The 19,883-nt window shown below is 52.3% G+C and carries 13 protein-coding genes; 11 read left to right on the top strand and 2 right to left on the bottom strand.

What is annotated here, in order from left to right:
- Positions 1–174: 174 nt before the first annotated feature.
- Positions 175–1,710, top strand: coding sequence for a DUF362 domain-containing protein (locus AB1724_19775; GenBank protein MEW6080057.1), 1,536 nt, complete (start codon positions 175–177; stop codon positions 1,708–1,710).
- 63 nt (positions 1,711–1,773) lie between these two features.
- Here the strand turns inward: AB1724_19775 and AB1724_19770 are convergent, their stop codons facing one another.
- The gene (locus AB1724_19770) at positions 1,774–2,490 is read right to left on the bottom strand and encodes a class I SAM-dependent methyltransferase (GenBank protein ID MEW6080056.1); all 717 of its coding nucleotides are present in this window, start codon (positions 2,488–2,490) and stop codon (positions 1,774–1,776) included.
- Positions 2,487–3,215 (bottom strand): lipopolysaccharide core heptose(II) kinase RfaY, encoded by a 729-nt coding sequence (locus AB1724_19765; GenBank protein MEW6080055.1) that lies wholly within the window; start codon positions 3,213–3,215, stop codon positions 2,487–2,489. Before AB1724_19765 ends, AB1724_19770 begins: the two co-directional genes overlap by 4 nt.
- Before the next feature lie 303 nt (positions 3,216–3,518).
- Here AB1724_19765 and AB1724_19760 point away from each other — a divergent pair, with 303 nt between their 5' ends.
- From AB1724_19760 to AB1724_19715, 10 genes are all read left to right on the top strand, one after another.
- On the top strand, positions 3,519–5,429 hold the full coding sequence (locus AB1724_19760; protein MEW6080054.1) for a PAS domain S-box protein: 1,911 nt from the start codon (positions 3,519–3,521) through the stop codon (positions 5,427–5,429).
- A 30-nt stretch (positions 5,430–5,459) separates the two neighbouring features.
- Positions 5,460–6,857 carry a sigma-54 dependent transcriptional regulator gene (locus tag AB1724_19755; protein MEW6080053.1) on the top strand — a complete coding sequence of 466 codons (1,398 nt, stop codon included), beginning with the start codon at positions 5,460–5,462 and terminating at the stop codon, positions 6,855–6,857.
- Between the two features lie 524 nt (positions 6,858–7,381).
- Positions 7,382–8,788 carry a hypothetical protein gene (locus AB1724_19750; GenBank protein ID MEW6080052.1) on the top strand — a complete coding sequence of 469 codons (1,407 nt, stop codon included), beginning with the start codon at positions 7,382–7,384 and terminating at the stop codon, positions 8,786–8,788.
- 333 nt (positions 8,789–9,121) lie between these two features.
- Complete coding sequence (locus AB1724_19745; GenBank protein MEW6080051.1) at positions 9,122–9,523, top strand: PilZ domain-containing protein; 402 nt, start codon at positions 9,122–9,124, stop codon at positions 9,521–9,523.
- A gap of 28 nt (positions 9,524–9,551) precedes the next feature.
- Positions 9,552–11,033, top strand: coding sequence for a hypothetical protein (locus AB1724_19740; GenBank protein MEW6080050.1), 1,482 nt, complete (start codon positions 9,552–9,554; stop codon positions 11,031–11,033).
- Positions 11,034–11,054: 21 nt separating this feature from the next.
- Positions 11,055–12,245 carry a response regulator gene (locus AB1724_19735; GenBank protein ID MEW6080049.1) on the top strand — a complete coding sequence of 397 codons (1,191 nt, stop codon included), beginning with the start codon at positions 11,055–11,057 and terminating at the stop codon, positions 12,243–12,245.
- 363 nt (positions 12,246–12,608) lie between these two features.
- Positions 12,609–13,703 carry an HD domain-containing phosphohydrolase gene (locus AB1724_19730; protein MEW6080048.1) on the top strand — a complete coding sequence of 365 codons (1,095 nt, stop codon included), beginning with the start codon at positions 12,609–12,611 and terminating at the stop codon, positions 13,701–13,703.
- Positions 13,704–13,738: 35 nt separating this feature from the next.
- Positions 13,739–15,844, top strand: a complete 2,106-nt coding sequence (locus tag AB1724_19725; protein ID MEW6080047.1) for a response regulator — start codon at positions 13,739–13,741, stop codon at positions 15,842–15,844.
- A complete protein-coding gene (locus AB1724_19720) occupies positions 15,841–16,548 on the top strand; it encodes a response regulator (protein MEW6080046.1) in 708 nt (235 codons plus the stop codon). Before AB1724_19725 ends, AB1724_19720 begins: the two co-directional genes overlap by 4 nt.
- Before the next feature lie 156 nt (positions 16,549–16,704).
- Entirely contained in the window at positions 16,705–19,704 is a 3,000-nt protein-coding gene (locus AB1724_19715; protein ID MEW6080045.1) for a PAS domain S-box protein, read from the top strand.
- The last annotated feature ends 179 nt before the right edge of the window (positions 19,705–19,883 follow it).

The following is a 19,883-nucleotide window of genomic DNA, read 5'->3' as shown; positions in this document are numbered from 1 at the left end:
TATAACGTATTTTCAATAAAATCAAGCATATAATTTGATTTTTGACTGGTTTTTAAAGAAAAAAAATTGTAATTTTTAACCATAAAAACGGGGGCTCAAACGACAGGCTGTTGGACAGCCTGTTCAGACCTCCATGTTGACATGATGCGATTATAGCTGCAGGCAGGAATTCATATGAAGGCAGACAGGAAGAAGGGCGAGGCCGGCAACGACAACATCGTGGCAGCCTTCACGGACCATGAAGGGGACCGTTACGCCCTGTTTGAACGGACCCTGAAGGAGGCCCGTTTTTTTGAAGCCCTGGAACAGGCACGCCAGACCTCCGGCAAGTCCCGGGCGGATTTTTCCATCGTCATCAAGCCCAACATCTCCATGATGCTGCGCCGGGCGGACATCGGCACCTATACCGATCCTTTTTTCGTAATTCACCTGCTGCGCCTGCTGCTGGCCGCAGGCTACACCCGCCTGGCCCTGGTGGAGAGCGGCAATCTTTATGGCAACTGGTTTGAAAACCGGTCCGTGGCCCAGGTGGCGGCCCGGGCCGGATATGTGGACGAGGCGGCCGTGGCCGACTACCGGGACGAGTCCCGGGTGGATATCCCCGTCCAGGGAGGGGGAGTGGACGCGCGGGTGCCGCTGGTGGACCTGACCCTTGAGTCCGTTCCCCATGATTTCGGGGGCAAAACCGCACCGGCCGGAAAATGCTGGATGGAGGCGGATTTTCGTGTCAGTTTTTCAGGTTTAAAGAGCCACTTTTATTCATACTATACGGCCGCCGTAAAGAATGTTTACGGTTGCCTGCCGGAACAGGACAAGGTTCGGGCCTATCATTGCCGCCGCCGGGTGGGGCCGTGGACCGCTCTTCATATTCATGATTTTCCGGTCCATTTTTCCATTGTAACGGCCTATTCCGCGGCCGACGGCTGGATGGGCGTGAAGATGAAAGCCATTTTCGCCAAGCCTCACACCATCATCGCCGGGGCTGATATTCTGGCGGTGGATGCCCGCTGCGCGCAACTGTTGGGCCTGCCACCCGGGAAAAATGTCATGTACCGCTGCCTGGCGAAACACGTTCCCCCCCGGTCCTGGACTTCGATCGGCAATGCCGCTCCCTTTTCCCCCTGGCGCAACGTGCCGGCCATCCTGCCCCTGGCGTCCTGGCTGATGGAAGCCAATGCCAACATCATGGATTTCGGCGGCTCCATCGCCACCGGCGGCAACGACGCCTGTTTCCCGCTGAAGCCGACTTATAAGGGTGGATTCAAAACCATCCTCTATTACTTGAGTTTCCCGGTCTCTTTCCTGTGCGACATCGGCATCGTCAAACTTAATCTGCGGCGCCGCGCTTTAAATCGGGCCATGCGGCAGGCAGGGGCGAGGCTGCCCTTCATCCTCCGGCACGATTATATCCGGGAGCGTATGGAGTATTTTTCTTTTGATGACATTAAAGACTTCATCCGCCTGGCCGCCTGTCGTCCCAAAGAAAAGGTCTGTTTTTCCGGCCATTATCTGTTCCTGGACGGCCGGGAGACCACCTTCAACAGCCGCTTTTCAACGGCCGTGCTGGCGGCGGTGGAGATCCTCGACTACGTCCGGACCGGGTGCGGCCCGGAAGGATTCGATGCCCTTATGGCTGATCTGGAAGTTCTGCCGGATGCCTGCCCGCTCTGCTTTGACCCGCGGCAACCTTACGCCTTCTGTTACCGATAGTTACTTTAACCCTGCACCTTGAACCTTATACCCTGAGCCCTTCACCTTGCACCGTCATCAATTTTATGTTTCTTTCACCGCTTCAATAAAAAGATACTTGCCGCCGGGGCAGATGGCCCCTGAGGCCGTCATGGACAGGCGGTTCCGGCGGGACGGCGTCGGCCCGATGAAGAGGGTGCCCAGCCGCACCAGCCAGGCCAGGGGCGTCAGCAGGCGATGGCTCATCTTGACGCTGGCCGCGCGCACCTGGACGATGCGGAATCCGGCGTCCTCCAGCAGGGCGGCGAGTTGCGGATAAAAGAGGGTGTTCCGGAAATTAGCCTCCGGGTCCTGGATGGTCTGGTGATAGCGGCTCTCATTAATCGTGTTGGTGATGGAGCCGTAAAAGAAAAACCGCAGGCGCTTCTGGATCGAGGCGTAATTGTTGACCGTTATGTAGAGGGCGCCGCCGGGCCGCAGGACGCGGTGGAACTCGGCGATGGCCCCGCCGGGATTGAAAAGCCGGTGCAGGCCGTTGGCGCAGACCACGGCGTCGAAGCCGGCGTCCGGCAGGGGAATGTTGCGGTTCAGGTTGGCCCGGGTAAAGGGAAAGCCCCGGGCCTCAAAATTGCCCGGATCGATATCGCAGCAATGGACTTTCCAGCCCCGGTCCCGCAGAAACTGGGCGATGACCCCGGTGCCCGCCGGCGCGTCCAGCACTCCAGCGGCCGGCCGGCTCTCCAGCACGTTTTTGAGTACGTCGTGGGAGCGTCGCCCCCCGATCACTTTGAGTTCATTCATGGCAATCGCATCTCCTTGCGGTAACGGTCCGCCATCTCCAGCAGTTTGCGCCGGCCGACCGGCAGAGGCCGTCCTTTGTTGACGTAGATATCAAGCAGCGTTTCTGTTTTTTTGATTTCCCCGGTCAGCAGGGCCGCCGAACCCAGGAAACGCATCAGGTCGTTCCGCTGCGACCGGCGAGAAAAGCGCGACCAGGAGGGCAGGTCGATGACCGTGAGCCGGGGGCCGTCCACCAGAAAATTCCTGGTCCGGGGGTCCCCATGGACCAGGCCGGCCCGGTGGATGGCGCCAAGGGCCGCGGCGGCACGGTGCAGAAGCTTATCATCAGCGGTTTTCCGAAAGGCTTCCGACACGGTGTCAGCGGCCATGTGCAGGGTGGCCACCGCGCCGGCCTCAAACAGGGCCAGGTGTCGTTTTTCCCCCCAGAACAGCAGCGGAACCACCGGGATCCCGGCCCGGGCAAAGGCCAGGTAGCCGCGCCCTTCGTGGGCGGCCCGGCTCGTTTTCAATCGCCGCGGGATATTTCCCCGGCGTCGCGACACATAGACCTTGATGACCGCTTTGCCGGCCGGATTCGTTTCCGACAGGTCGACCAGGACGGAACCGTATTTTGCGGAATCTACATAACGGTTCCAGATAGTCAGAATCCACGATTCGTCTACCGCCGGTGCTGCGTGAACACGCCCGCCGTTGTTCGTGCGAAAATATTTAAAATCGTTCTCCATAACTCATGCCGATTATGTTTTCATCAACCCTTGCGTCAAAAAGGTTTCCCCCATCGGTAACGAGATGTTTCCTTGATCCTTTATGAGGGATACAGGGGGAAAAGATGATATGTATAAAGGCCTTTTTGCGCTGATATCCATAACAAGACCGATTCGAGGTGTCAATTATTTTCCCGGGTACGCAGTTTAAGAAATTGACTAACCGAAGGTTTTCCCTGTAAAATATCGCTGTAATTTAATTGTTGAAAGGGATTCCATCCTTCTTCACAAGAATCCGGGTTCGGCCAAGGGGAGAGTGATCGCGTGAAAAAGAACTGGCAACAGAGTGATGAAAAGATGCGACTGTTCATGGAGAGCACCAATTCCCTTATCGCTGTTTTCAATAAGGAAGGACGGTATGAATACGCCAGCCCTTCTCATGAGCGGCTGCTGGGCTTTTCATCTGATGAACTTCTGGGGGCTTCCGGTTTTGACTTTATCCATCCTCAGGAAATCGATCATCTGACCAATATTCTTGCCAGAGGTTTAGCTGGAGAGATCGACAGAATTTATGGCCTTAAATACCGGTCTCTGGACAAGAATGGGCAGGTTCATTACATTGAAGGGAATTTCGATTCGATCCGGGATAACCAGGGAAATCTTAAAAATATCGTTTTTGTGGGAGATGATATTACCAGCCTGAAACAATCCGAAGAAGCGCTGGGCAGGGAAAAAGAAAAATTTCGTATTCTGGTAGAGGCTTTTCCGCTGGGCGTTCTGCTTGTTGATGATACCGGGCGGATTGTCTACATCAATTCCGGATTTTCGGAGATATTCGGATATACGGCAAATAACGTCGCCACTGAAGAGGAATGGTATGCCGCCGCGTTCCCCGATTTTGAATACCGACAACAGATCCTGGAATCCTGGAAGGAAAGAGGTACCGTGGGAACGCGGGAAAGCGCTTTCAACCATAAATACACGGTGACTTGCAAAGATGGTGCCGCGAAAACCATTCTTATTTTTCGGATCCCGCTTGAAAGCGGTGAACGGTTGCTGGTATGTCAGGATATCACCCGTCAGGAATCCATCGAGGCCCAGTTCATGCACGCCCAGAAAATGGAAAGCATCGGCCGCCTGGCCAGCGGCATCGCGCATGATTTTAACAATCTCCTTACGACCATCATCGGTAATGCCGATTTTGCTCTCATGGACCTGAAAAAGGAAGATCCATCGTATGAGGTAATCAGGGAGATCAAGGACGCCGCCGACAGAGCTTCCAACCTTACCCGGCAGTTGTTGGCATTCAGCCGCAAGCAGAGCCGTCATCCGGAAATCCTGAACCTGAACATGAAAATCAGGGAAACGGAAAAAATGCTCAAGCGTCTTATCGGAGAGAACATTAAACTGGAGTTGATGCTGTCTCCGGGCCTCAAAATGGTGAATATGGACCCCGGCCAGGTGGAACAGATCATCATGAACCTGGCTGTCAATGCGCGGGATGCCATGCCTGAAGGTGGGCGGCTGATCATCCAGACGATCAATGTCGAGTTGAACGAAGATGATCATGTCAGCCCGGTCGAGCTTATCCCCGGAGAGTATGTTCTGTTCAGCATGAGCGACAACGGAACCGGCATTCCCCGCGACATCCAGGAACAGGTTTTTGAACCGTTCTTTACCACCAAGGAAAAAGGCAAGGGGACCGGTCTGGGTCTATCCACGGTTTACGGGATCGTCAAGCAGAACCAGGGGAATATTCTTATTTATAGCGAACCCGGAAAAGGGACCACGGTTAAGATATTTCTTCCGGTCGACACAAAACACATTTCCAAAGGGGGAAATGACTCCGGCAAGGAGGTCAGCCTGTACGGAACCGAAACCATTTTGTTGACGGAGGACGAGGACAGAGTCAGAAAAATCGTGGAAATGATGCTGAAACGTTATGGGTACAATGTCATAGCGGCCGCCAACGGTCAGGAGGCGATTCACCTGTTCAAAACCACCGGGAAACCCGTAAAATTGCTGCTGACGGATATGATCATGCCGGGCATAAACGGGCTGGAACTCGCGAAAACATTGCGGGAGATGAGGCCGGAATTGAAGGTGCTGTGCATGTCCGGTTATACGGACAGCGCGCTTTACGAGGGGATTCGGGATGAAGGGTTCGCTTTTCTTAACAAGCCTTTTGCACCGAAGGTACTGGTGGGGAAGATCCGGGAACTTTTGGATGAATAACAATTCCGTAATGGAATACAGGGAGAAGAAATGGCGGAAATACTGATTATTGATGATGACGAGAGCATATGCCGCCTCTTTTCGAGGGCTATATTACGGATGGACCATCTATCCGATCAGGCGCAGACGCTTGCGGAGGGCATGGAAAAAATCCGGAACGGCCGATTTGATCTGGTCCTGCTGGATGTCCGGCTTCCCGACGGCAACGGACTGGAAGCGGTGCCAGGCATTCTCAGAACTCCGGGGGAGCCGGAGGTGATGATCATTACCGGACAGGGGGACCCGGACGGCGCGGAAATGGCGACCCGTAGCGGCGCCTGGGCTTACGTGGAAAAGCCGCCGGTGATGGAACAACTCATTCTTCATATCCGACGCGCCCTCCAATTCCGCGAGCAGAAGAATCTGGCCCGGAAACCACTGGTCATGAAACGGGAATACATCATCGGTTCCAGTCCGGCGATCACGGATTGTCTGGAAAAAGCGGCCCTGGCTTCGGCCTCCGAAGTTACCGTACTGCTGACCGGAGAAACCGGTACCGGTAAAGAACTTTTTGCGCGGGCCATCCATTATAACAGTCGCTGGGCGGATAAAAGTTTTGTGCCCGTGGATTGCGCCTCCCTTTCGGAAACCCTGGCGGAAAGTATTCTGTTCGGTCATGTTAAAGGCGCCTTTACCGGCGCCGACCGGGATCGCAAGGGACTGATCCGGGAAGCCGACGGCGGAACGCTTTTTTTAGATGAGGTCGGCGAGTTGTCTCTGGATCTTCAGAAAAGTTTTCTGCGGGCGCTTCAGGAAAAACGCGTTCGTCCGGTCGGTTCGGAAAAAGAGATCGAATGCCGTTTCCGACTGGTTGCCGCCACCAACCGTGACTTGGAAAGGATGGTCGATGAAGGAAAATTCCGCGGAGATCTGCTCTATCGCATCCGCACCTTTGCCATAAAATTGCCGCCACTCCGTCAACGGGGAACCGATTACCGGGAGCTGGCCACCAACTGCATTAAAGCCTTCTGTGAACGGGAAGGGATTGAGGTCAAAAGCGTTTCCCCGGATTTTTTTGAGACCCTGGCGGCTTATTCCTGGCCTGGAAACGTCCGGGAACTGATCAGCGCCATTGAAAGCGCTTTGAGCGTAGCACGATTTGCTCCCATGCTGTACAGCCGGTATCTGCCGGATGACATTCGTGTCCACCAGGCCCGGCAGAACGTGAGCGGTACCGAGTCAGCGGAAAAATCGGAAAGTATTCAGCCGGTCCTGCCCAGTCTTAAGAAGTTCCGTGATGATGCCGTGGCTCACGCCGAAAAGAATTACCTTGTAGATTTGATGCGCGTCACCAGCGGCGCCGTGTCCGAGTCCTGCCGCATTTCCGGTCTTTCCCGCTCCCGTCTTTATACCCTATTGAAAAAATATCGTATTCAGAATTCCGATTAACTCGGTTTCCCCAGATTTTTTTCGCGAGTGTATGCCGCGCCTTTTATTTTACAGATTTATTATATCCTGATTTCATGCCTTCACCGGATGATGAGCTGTCAGACGGTACATGTCCTGAACCGCGGTACAATGCGCAAACTTAAGTCTTACCGGCGATATCCGTATTATCCCTGCGAATCTTACATATCATATAATTACTATTGCCTTCTTATACTATAACAATATTCATGATTATTATTACTTAATATAATTATAAAATTCCGACAATCTTCGTATCCTCACCCATAGAAGAAAATTCTGCACCACGCAATATCGATCTGTCCGGCAGAACAAATAAAAGCGCACTAACTTCCATTCTTTTTAATAACTATCTGTTATTATTTCGTTATATTTATTTACTTGTTTTGGCATGATGATTGCTAAGACGGACAAGTAATGAAGACAGACCATTTTGTTTCGGGTATCGCTCCGGTGGTCCGTAACAAAAATAATGACTAAACCAGTAAAATTTAGGAGAAGATGAAATGAAAAAAACATTAATACATTTTATTTTCGTTCGTAATGTTCTGGTGACGACCCTCCTGTACCTGCTGGTCGTTTCCCCGGCGGCGTTTGCCGACATTATTACCACCTCTTACACGAATTCATCCGGCCAGGCGGAATCGTCTTTTCTGATGCGGTGCAACAATAACGGTTTTGCCGTAGGATTGGCGGGAAATTCTGTTTTTGAAGAGTATTTGAATTTTTGCATGTCGAAAAAACAGATCCCCCCCATTAACGGTCTGATCTGTTCGGATGTGAACAGTCCGTCCACGTCAACGACCGTCTATGCCCCTGTTCAGGCAGAGGTCAACGGTGTTGTTTATTCGCTGGAAAAGCTGAAAAGTGACGGGTGGTTGATCGACCATCTTTTTCTCCCCTTTGATATCAACGATCACGATACTATTGTCGGCAGTGTTATCTTTACGACCGTTGATCCCAAGGCACCAATTGTCTCCCTGCCGTTTATCGCCGACAAGCCATGGAATACCCCGAAAGTCATCTTCGGATTCAACGACAACGGTTGCGCGCAGCCATCAATGCCGGTTTCAGGATACAAGGAAACAGTATCCGCATTCGCCACCGGAATTAACAACTCCGGTGACATCGTCGGAGCCATAATCGGGATGGGTGAAAACAATAATTATGTATCATTACAACAAGGGATCGTTTTTAATCAATCGGTCGTCGGCGACGGCTTGCTCTCCGCCGATGAGTTTTCGGTGTTCAATTGCGGCGATAGCGTGCTGACCTGTCCTCTTTCCATCAATAACGCTGGAGCCATTAGTGGTATTGTCTTTAATTTCAAATATTGTCTAAATGAAGACAGCTTAATCCTTTCCCTGGATGGAAACTATCTCCTCTCCGACGACAACATGACCATCCCGGCCGGTCCTTCATCTCCTTCAGAATCGATACAGAAAATAAAGTACACTGAAGTTATCGGTTTTGTGAAATCAAACGGTGCCGCTGACAATGATTTTGTTTCGGTCGATTTTGTCGACACATCGACGATCGAAGGTTCGGAACAGCCGGGCATTGTCGAAGTTTACGCTACGATTCCTTACACGATCCTTGACTCCGGAGAGGTGTTGATCGCATACACGAACAGCAGACCGGACAGCAGCAGTTGGATAACGTTAAATCAGTTAGTGGCCGCAACGATTGATCCCGATCAGCCACCGATCCAGATAAATTCCTCGTCGTTTTCATTCCGTAAAGCGCTCCTGCCGGATTATAAACGTGCGGTAAACCAGGGCGCCGGGCCATCCAATGCATTATCTTATGCTTACGGCGATTTCAACTTATCGAAAATCGGGGTAGGCGGATATACGACCGACGGTATCATGATAAAACCGTTTATCAACAACCCATATGTCAAGGTAAAATGATATCGATAAACCAGACGACAACATAACATGAATCCTATTTTCATCGGCAGGCATAATCCATATGCCTGCCGATTTTTTTACTGATGCACGATTGAATCCGAATCGGATTTGAAGGCAGGAGAATATCTGTATTTAAAGAAATGGTCCGAAATGTTCCGCTATGCAGAACAATTCCTGCGGCGGAGAACATGCCGATTAATGTCCCTCACTCAGGATTCATTTAAACATATTGATATCTTTGAATAAAAAATTTCCGTCCGATTGGCATATGGATTGCTCTTTAGAAAGTAAACGTTTTCGAAACCAAACCAACCTTACAATGAGGAGGGAACCATGAAAAACAATCTGGAAAAAAGGCGATGTCATCGGTTTCAAATTCCCGGCGCTTATGTCCGTTATCAGCGGGGAGGTGTCTGGAAGATGATCAGTCACTTAAGCCCCCGGAAAGAGCTGGCCAATATCAGTAAGGGCGGGCTGTGCTTTGATGATGATGAAAAGCTTAATCTCGGTGATAAGGTGACGGTTTATCTGTATCTGCCGCACGGTCCCAGCCTGTCAATCAAGGGGTCCGTCGTCTGGAAAGGCGGCAGTGAGTACACCGGTTATTCCATCGGAGTGCAGTTTGCCGCCTACAAAAACGGTTTCGGATATAACCCCATGGAAGTGCTCGACGCGATGCGAACCCTGGAGGCTATTTATTCGGATCATTGCGATGAAGTTCGACGGGTCGCCTGAAACACCGCGGATGACGAAAGGAAAACATATGCGCCGCCGGATTTTATTCTCCATCGCAGTCCTGCTGATTACCGGAATCGGTTTCCTGGTGGGTGCTCCGGCGCAAGCCGAAGCGCTTGAATACCGGCAGATCCCGGGCGTCATCCATGTCCACTCCACATTCAGCTCCGGGAAGTACAGTCTCGGGGATCTGGTTACCATGGCTTCCGCTTCCGGCGTGGAAGTGCTGGCGCTGACGGATCATGACTGGGTCGCCATGGAATACGGCCTGGCACCGCTCCGCGGGTTGGTCAAAGTAAGGAAAGAACTGCCGTCCGTCCTGCGAAACGGTGTCCGGGATTATCTGGATCAGATTCACGCCCTGAATATTTCACAGAATGAGGTCGTTCTGTTGCCAGGGGTTCAATCCTCACCGTTTTACTATTGGTCCGGCAATCCTGTCACCAGCGGTTTAACGGCCCATGATTATCGCAAGGAATTGATCGCCGTCGGCATGTTTTCCGTCGCGGATTATGAGCACCTGCCGGTTCCTCATAAATCGGGCATTTCCGGCCTTTCCGCCGGAAGTCTGCTCCTCTGGCTGGGTGTGGCCGTTTTCTTCACCGCGGGGATATGGCAATATCGACGGGAAAGACGGCGATGGAGAATCATAGCCATCGCCGTAACTGCAGTAATGTTGTTGTACAATTATCATCCTTTTCACGTTTCCGCATATGATCCCTACCACGGCCCACGCGGTGAAGCGCCCTACCAGGATTATATCGATTATGTTCAGTCCCGTGGAGGCCTGGTTTTCTGGAGTCATCCCGAATCGAATTATTCCACCAACGGCAGGCCGTTAGGTCCGATTCAGATGCAGACGGACCCCTATCCGGAGGCGCTGGTTCGTACCCGGAGATATACCGGGTTCGCCGCCATTTACGGGGATACCGCCAGGGCGCAGAATCCCGGGATGCATTGGGACGAAACGTTACTTGAATATTGCGCCGGTTTCAGGGACAGGCCGGTCTGGGCGATCGCGGAGGCCGATTTCCACGGTGCCGGCGGGGACGAAGCACTGGATCGTTATCAGACCATATTCCTGGTAAAAGAGAAGACCCGATCGGCGGTAATGGACGCCATGGCTCATGGACGTATGTATGCCGTCATCAAACAGGGTGCAACCCGTCCCCGACTGGATGATTTCAGGTTGACGAACAACGTCGGAGGTCGGACGGCTGTTTCCGGTGAGTGTCTGTCCGGTGTCATTACACCGGAAATATCGGGTCGCATCTCCACATTGGACAACCGGAGTTATGCGACCGAAGTGACGATCATTAAGAACGGTCAGGTGCTGCAGGTGATCAATGGCCGGACGCCTTTTGATTTTAATGTCGTTGATCCGTCTCCCGCGCCGGGAAAAAATGCCTATCGACTGGAGGCGAGGCTTCAAAATGCGGGACGGATCATATCGAACCCGATATTTGGAGAATGCGCCGACGGCATAATCGTTGCCCGGAACGACATATGAATAGAGGAGGCGGTCTCGGGTATGGAGAAGACGATGAAAGCGCTGATCATTGAGAAGGGGAAAACCATCCTCCCCCTTCTGGAAGATACCGGCTGCGTATTTTCATGCGCGCAAGCACATGACGCCCTGGCGGCAAAAAAACGGATCGAGTCGGACGGGTATCAACTGGTAATTATGAATTGCCAGATGCCGGGACTGGATGGTTTATCCCTGGTCCGTCATATCCGTCGGAGAGATTTCCCCGGCGGCGTCCATATTGGTGATCATTCCGGCTGTGTATACATCATCGTCACCGGATGTCCGGATGATGAAACCATCCTGAACGCCTGTCTTGCATCGGGTGTGGATGATGTCCTGGCCCGGTCGGCCGGGCCTTGGGAGATAAAAAAAAGTTTGCGGACGGCTCATCGAATCCTGTCGCTGAATCACCTGCTCAGCCGGACTGCCGCAAAAATGGCGGAACTGCAGGTACCGGCCGCTATTGGCCGGCTCGTGCCAGGTATCGCTCATGAGATAAACAACCCCCTGGGTTTTATTGACGGCAATTTTTCCGTTCTGGCGGATTACTGCCGGCGGTTGAGCGAAGCGGTTTGTACCGGCCGGACGAACGACCCGTCAGACGAAAGGGCTCAAAAGGTATCTTCCGGTCAACAAAACCGGTCGACAACAGCTCTGGATACGGTTCTGTCAGATCTGTTTCCGCTTCTGGATGAAACCCGTGACGGTCTGGAAAGAATGAAGAACCTGATCAGGGACCTTCAGCGGGTATCCCAATTTGACGATGGACATCCGATGGATATCGACATCAATGACTGTCTGAAGTCGGTGCTGAATGTTTTGTGGAACGAATTGAAATACAAGGCAGTTGTCAATAAACATTTTGACCGTATTCCGATGGCCCGGGTCTGTCCCGGGCAGATTCATCAGGCCTTTATGAATCTGCTGCTTCAGACCGCCCACGCCATGAGGGAGAACGGCGAAATCAACATAACCACGTCTTATGGAAACGGCCGGATAACGGTAATCATCGCTGCCGGACGGCCGGCTCCGGGGGCAGGAGACCTCGCTTTTATTACGGTCGATGACCGAACCGAAGCCGGGTTTGATTTACTGCCGGCCAGGGCTGTTATCCGGCGTCATGACGGATCCCTGGAAATGGTAAGCGAAGCGGAAGCCGGAGTTGCCTTCCGGGTGCGGTTGCCGGCCGAGTAATTGATAACCGTTCATCATTCGAAACAATCACCAATCTCTATTGGTTAAGCGGATTTCACCCCATCGCCTGTTATCCCTTTTACCGCAACAAAGATGTTCGGATATTTCCGACAACCGGCCTGATTTCTCCATTTGTTCTGTATGGCGGAACAAATCCTGCAAAGCGGAACGGCGGAGCCGGGTAATACTCCCCAACTGTTATTATAAAATATTGATTTTATAAATAATAATATTTTAGATCTAATTGGCATGTGACTTGCTTTTTAGAGGAGGGAAAGCGGATCATTAAATACGTCGTCTTTAAGGCGGCAGGTTGTATCACCATCAGAAAACAACTTTTTTTGAAAAACAGGAGGGGAGAAAATGGATAATCAAAGCGGCCTGTTAATCGTTGATGATGAAAAGAATATCCTGGCCAGTCTTAATCGTGTGTTGCAGAATGAAGGATATCCGATTTTTACCGCCACGTCCGGGAAGGAGGGGCTGGAGATCCTCACCCATGAGAACATCGGCGTGGTGGCATCCGATTTAATGATGCCGGAAATGGACGGCGTCAAATTCCTGGAAAAAGTTTCCGAGATCAAACCGGATACGGTGCAGATTCTGCTGACGGGCAACGCCAGTCTGGATATCGCCATCGAAGTGATTAATCGCCTGGGGCTTTTCTGTTTTATCGTCAAACCCTGGAAAACGGAAATGCTCAAAAGCGATATCAGCCGGGCCTTTGACAGATACCGGCTGGTATCCGAAAATAAGCGATTGTATCGACTGACGGTGGAACAGAACACGCAGCTGGCGGATCTGAATCAGACCCTGGAAGAACGGGTAAAAATCAGAACCCACCTCCTGGAAGAAGCCGTCGATGAAACCATTTTCATTATGGCCCGTATTGCCGAAAAAAAGGATAATCAAGCCGAGGGACATATTTACCGGGTCAGCACCATCGCCTTCGATCTGTGCAAAGAACTCGGGCTGAGCGATGAAGAAGCGCAGAAGATCAGTCTGTTCAGCCTGGTCCACGATATCGGCAAGGCGGCCGTCAGTGACGCCATTCTGAAAAAGACGGACCCCCTTACGGACAAGGAAAGAAAAAAGTTCCAGTCCCATACCTTGGCGGGCGAAGAGATGATGGGCGTCAAACCTTTTTATCAGATCGCCCGGCAAATCGCCCGAAGTCACCATGAGCACTGGGACGGTTCAGGCTATCCGGACCAATTACGGGGCAAGGATATCCCTCTGGCGGCGCGGATCGTGGCGGTTGTGCATGAATTTGACGCGCTTATTCATAGCGGGGCGACAAAAGGAAAACCCGCCGTCTTCGAAGCGATCAAGGAAATCCGCCTGTTATCCGGAATTAAATTCGACCCTAAAATCGTGGAAACGTTTATCAGAATGCAGATCGCCCGGTTGAGTCAGCAGAAGCCGAGCGATGACAGGAAAGCGGTTGCCGCTCAATAGCTAACGATAGATATTGGTAAATGCTGGGTGACGCCATGGAACTGAATCGAAAACGCCTGGTCTTTTTCAGCCGGTTACTGGTCATCATTACCATTGCCTATATCATGGTGCTGGCGCCGGCCGGCGACAATTTCCGCTTGTGGGGATATGGCTTTATCGCGTTTTATCTGGCCACCAATCTGATCATTCATTATCTGCCCGACCGATTTTTCTCCCATCCGGCCGTGTTCTACTGCATTGTTCTGGTGGATTGCGTTTTAATAGTCACCGGCATTTATCTCTCCGGAATGGAAGGGTCGGATCTGTACCTGATTTTTTTTGTAATCGTCTGTCTGGCCACCCTGGGTTCGGAACTGCGGAATCTGATTATCGCCAGCGTCCTGTTTGTGATGATTTACGGCTGGCTTTTATACCGGCAGGGTCTGTTGCAGGGGGATATGGCGGTCAGCTATTGCCTTCGGCTTCCCTTCATTCTGGTCGTGGCGCTTTTCCTGGGATATATCGTCGATCTTCAATCCCGGGCACAGAAAGAGCGTCTGGCGGCTTCCGAGAACCGGTACCGGGTGTTTGTGAATAAGCTGCCGGTGGGAATTTATCAGCAGACCATCGGCGACAACAGCCGTTTTCTTCTGATGAACAATTGCTTCTTTGAGATGTTCGGTTATGACCGGAAAGATTTACAGGGGAAGGAAACGGACGCTATTTATGCCAGACAGGAGCAGAGACAGGATATGTTCCGCAGGCTGGAGCGTGAAAAACACGTGGAAGGATTCTCTCTGGATCTTCGTCGCCGGGATGGATCGGTTTTCAATGGCACCGTTTGGGCAAGAAAATATAATGACGACAATCGGGAGATCATCGAGGGTGTCATCATCGATGTAACGGAATTGAAAGAAGCGGAAAATGCGCTGAAAGCCATGGAACGACAACTTCAACAGGCCCAGAAAATGGAAGCTATCGGCGTCCTGGCCGGAGGTGTCGCCCACAATTTCAATAACAATCTGATGAGTATTCTGGGGCATGTTTCCGCCATGCTGCTGGACAGGAAGCCGTCCGACCCCGACTACGAACCGCTCAGGAGCATCAGCCTGGCCATCAGGGAGGCCGCTTCTCTGACCCGGAATCTGCTGGGATTTGCCCGGGGCGGCGCCTATGAGGTCTTGCCGCTTGACCTGAACGAACTGGTGGTCAACGAAGATCGCATTTTCAGCAGTGCCAGCAAAAGCGTGCGAATACACGAACAACTGGGAGAAAGCCTCTGGGCGGTGGAAGCCGATAGGAGTCAGCTCCAGCAGGTCATGATGAACCTGTACGTCAACGCGGCCCAGGCCATGACCAAAACCGGCTCGGGCGACATATTTGTCAGCACCGCCAACGTTCTGTTGGATGAAAGCATCGTAAGGTCCCATCATTTGCCCCCGGGCAGATATGTCAAAATCGCCGTCCGGGATACGGGCTGCGGCATGGATGAGACCGTAATGGGAAAAATATTCGACCCGTTTTTTACTACTAAAATGCCCGGGGAAGGCACCGGATTAGGACTTTCGTCGGTTTACGGCATCATAAAAAACCATAACGGTTTTATCGAAGTAGACAGCAGGCCGATGCAAGGATCCGTTTTTACAATTTATCTTCCGGCAACGGACAAAATCGTCGTCCGCGATGACGAGCGTCCTCCGGAAGAAGTGAAAAAAGGATCGGGGGTTATTCTGGTCGTAGATGATGAGGAGATGGTCCTGAAGTCTTGTGAACGGTTGCTGAAACGGTTGAACTATCATGTCCTTACGGCTCAGAACGGATTAGCGGCGATGGATATTTATCGGGAACGCGGCCAGAATGTTGATCTGGTTATGCTGGACATGCTGATGCCGGAAATGAGCGGCGGCGTAATATTTGAGAGACTCAAGGAAATGAACCCGGATATAAAAGTATTGCTTTCCAGCGGGTACAGCCTGAATGAACAGGCCCGGGACATCCTTTCCCGCGGATGCCGGGGGTTTATTCAGAAGCCCTTTGACGTGGGTGAGCTATCAAAAAAAATAACGGAAATTATCAGTGGACAGGAGCGCGGAACGAGGCCTGTTCAATGCGCTGGTGGCGAAAAATGCAGACAACAACCATTTAATGAGGTGAGGATATGAACAGAATCCTGATTGTTGATGACAATCGACAGGCATTGAATACCATGAGAATGTTTTTATCCAGGTTCGGGGAGGAGGTTGACGTGATGACGGCCGATGGCGGAGAGACAGCCATTCAAATCCTGAAAGAAGAACAAGTCGATCTGGTCATTACGGACCTGGTGATGCCTGGAGTCGACGGTTTGTCTCTGCTTGCTCATATCAATGAACACCATCCCCGAACCCTGTGCATTGCCATGACGGGTTTCGCGACGGAGAACGTGGTCCGTATGCTTCCGAACAGCCTTCTATATTTCATGCGGAAACCGTTTAAGCTCAATGAATTGCTTGATACCGTCCGGAAAAGCCTTAAAGAGAAGCCGCCGGGAGGTACGGTTGGCGGGATTTCGATTTCCAGTTTTTTGAAATTAATTGAAATGGATGAAAAATCATGCGCGCTGGATGTCGTTCTGGAAGATAACAGAAAAGGAACATTTTTTTTCCGGGAAGGGGTTTTGTTGGATGCGGTCTTTGGAAATCTGTTCGGCAAAGAGGCCGCCCTTGAAATGATCATGATCGAAAGCAGGATGGTGTTTACATTCCGCCCGCTATCCCACCACAATATGATCAGACGGATCAAAAGCCGGATTATGGATTTGATGATTACGGCCGCCTACCTGCAGGATCAAGACGCGTTCATACCGATAGAGCATTCTACCGGCTAACCATGTCCGATGAGGGCGGTGCTGTCATCATACTTAATCAGGGCGTAGGGAGTTGCTCCGGATTTATCGGCGGCCGATTTTTCGCATAATTATTGTTTGATCCCGGACTGTTCTGAGCTATATTAATAAATAGATCCACACACGGGGGGGGCAATAATGACCAACAACCATCCGGCCGGTAAATCAGAACCGATGACGTCATCCGGGAATCGATCCATCCTTTATTCCGGTCTGATTGCTACCTTCGCGGCTCTGGTGATCGCCGGGATTCTGTTCGGCTGGGAAACCGTGCGGCAGACCGACCGGGAAATGCGCGAGCGCCTGTTGCTGCAAGCCCGTCTGGCGGCCGCAATGGTGGATATGGAACAGGTCCGTTCACTTTCCGGTACCGGAGCCGATCTTGAAAATCCAGCATACATGAGGCTCAAACGGCAGTTCGCCTCCGTCAGGCAGGCTCATGATCAATGCCGCTTTGTATATCTGATGGGCCGTGGGCCGGACGGCAAAATTTTTATCTTCGTGGATAACGAACCGCCCGACTCAAGTGATTACTCTCCTCCCGGCCAGATATACGATGAAGCATCGGCTGGATTTCATGGCGTCTTTCTCGGCAGCGGGGAATCCGTGGAAGGCCCGGTATCGGATCGCTGGGGAAGCTGGGTTTCAGCCCTGATCCCGTTGCGAGAGCCTGATACAGGAGCCTTGGTCGCTGTTTTCGGCCTGGATATCGACGCCCGCGATTGGCAACGGATGGTTCTGTCGTCCGCCGTCATGCCCATGGGGATGACGGCGGTGCTGATCATTCTCCTGGCCATGAGTTACGCCCTGGCCTTCTCGCGGCGCCGTGCCCTGGATCACCAGGAGAAGCTGCAAGAAAACCGGGAAATACTGGCGCGATTATCCGATGAAACCGAAAAACAGCGGCGGCTGATGGAGTCGCTGCTCGATGCCATACCCGCTCCGGTATTTTTTAAGGACAGAAACGGTGATTATCTGGGCTGTAACCCGGCTTTTGAAAAGATAACGGGCGTAACCAAAACCGATATTATCGGCAAGAAGCCCCATGACCTGTGGCCCGAGCAGTTCAGCTCGACTTACATCGACCGGGATATGGAACTGCTTGCCGCCGGCGGCAGGCAGCAATACGAATTCCAATATCCCGGCGCCGACGGATCCGAACGGGACGTCATTTTTTACAAGTCTACATTTATTGACGCGAAGGGTGAAATCGACGGAATCGTCGGCGTCATGCTGGATATCACCGAACGGAAAAAAGCGGAAGAACAACTGCGCCGGCTGAAACTCGCCGTGGAACAGACTATTGACGGACTCGCCGTGGCCGATCTCGATGGAAAAGTCGTTTTCACCAACAAGGCCTGGGCCGATATGCACGGTTATGACACAGCCGATCTTGTCGGCCGTCATCTCGGCATATTCCATACCGAAGAACAGATGAGGGAGCATGTCCGGCCATTTAACGAAAAAGTGAGGATCGCGGGCAGTTTTCATGGTGAAGTCGGTCATGTCCGTAAGGATGGGTCCGTTTTTTTGACCTGGATGAGTACTGCCCTGATGCATGACGAGCAGATGCAACCCGTCGGCCTGGTGGCCGTGGCCCGGGACATCAGCGAACAGAAAAAAACTGAGGAAGAACTTATCCGATTACGACTGGCCATTGATCAGGTCGGCGACATGATCGTGATCACCGACACGCAAGGGATCATACAATACGTCAACCCGGCCTTTGAGCAGGTCACGGGGTATGGTCGACGCGAAGCCGTCGGACAGAATCCGCGTATCATGAAGAGCGGCCGGCAGGATCAGGTATTTTATGAAAACCTGTGGGCAACCATCACCTCCGGCCGGACCTGGCAGGGCCGCATGATCAACCGTCGCAAGGACGGCACTTTTTTTACCGAGGACGCCACCATCTCTCCGGTTCATGATGCCGCCGGTCGCATCGTCAATTTCGTTGCCGTCAAAAGGGACATAACCGAACATATCCGGCTGACGACCCAGCTTCAGCATTCGCAGAAAATGGAAACCGTCGGCCGGCTGGCCGGAGGCGTGGCCCATGATTTTAACAATATGCTCAATGTGATTATCGGACATGCTGAAATGGCCGATGAAGGACTGGCGCCGGATGATCCGTTTCATCAAGACATACAGGAAATTCTCGGCGCGGCCCGGCGATCCGCCGAAATCACGCGACAACTCCTGGCTTTTGCCCGCAAACAGACGATCACGCCCGAAGTACTCGACCTGAATGCCATGGTGGAAGGAATGCTCAAGATGCTGCGGCGCATCACCGGCGAAGATATCGACCTTGTCTGGCATCCGTATCCCGGTTTGTGGCCGATAAATATTGACCCCGGACAGGTGGATCAGATCATGGCCAATCTTATGGTTAACGCCAGTGAAGCTATTACCGGAGCAGGCCGGATCATCGTTGAAACCGCTAATATGACCCCCGACGAAACCTTCTGCGCCAATTATGATGGCCTGGTTCCCGGAGATTACGTTCACCTGTCCATCAGCGACAACGGCCGGGGCATGGACCAGGCCATGCTGGTCAAACTATTTGAGCCTTTTTTTACCACCAAGAGGGTAGGGGAGGGCTCAGGCCTGGGGCTGGCCACGGTCTACGGCATCGTCAAGCAGAACAACGGATACATCTATGCCGAGAGCGAACCGATGACAGGCACGACCTTCCGGATTTTTCTGCCCCGTCACACGGTTCAACCTGGTCAACACCGGGCAATCGCCTCCGCGGAAATATCCCCAGGCAGGGGCGCTATTGTTCTGATTGTTGAAGATGAGGCGTCTATCCTGAAGTTGGCCAGACGTATTCTGGAACGACAAGGGTACATGATCCTGACCGCCGGATCTACGGCTGAAGCACTGGCGTTGGCGGAAGGGCACAAGCCGCCGATTGATCTGCTGATTACTGACGTTATAATGCCGGGAATGAACGGCCGGGAACTGTTTGAACGCCTGCGGCTCTTTCATCCGGATGTCCAGGTGTTGTACATGTCCGGTTACACGGCTGATATCATCGGGCAGCGGGGGGTGTTGACCGATGAAGTTCATTTTATTCACAAGCCTTTTTCCAATCAGGATTTGGTGGATAAGGTGAAGGAAACATTGAACGCCTGACGGCGTCACTACAAACGGGTGATACCCGTAACGTGAGCGTGCGTTGTTCGTAGTGTGCCTTTGTTCGTAGTGTGCCCGTAAGGGCATCATTAATGCGAGACAGGCTCCGTTCGTAGTGTGCCCGTAAGGGCATCATTAATGCGAGACAGGCTCCGTTCGTAGTGTGCCCGTAAGGGCAT

The organism is Thermodesulfobacteriota bacterium (assembly GCA_040753795.1).
Classification (GTDB): Bacteria; Desulfobacterota; Desulfobacteria; order Desulfobacterales; family Desulfosudaceae; genus JBFMDX01.
This window is presented reverse-complemented; position numbering and strand designations above follow the sequence as displayed.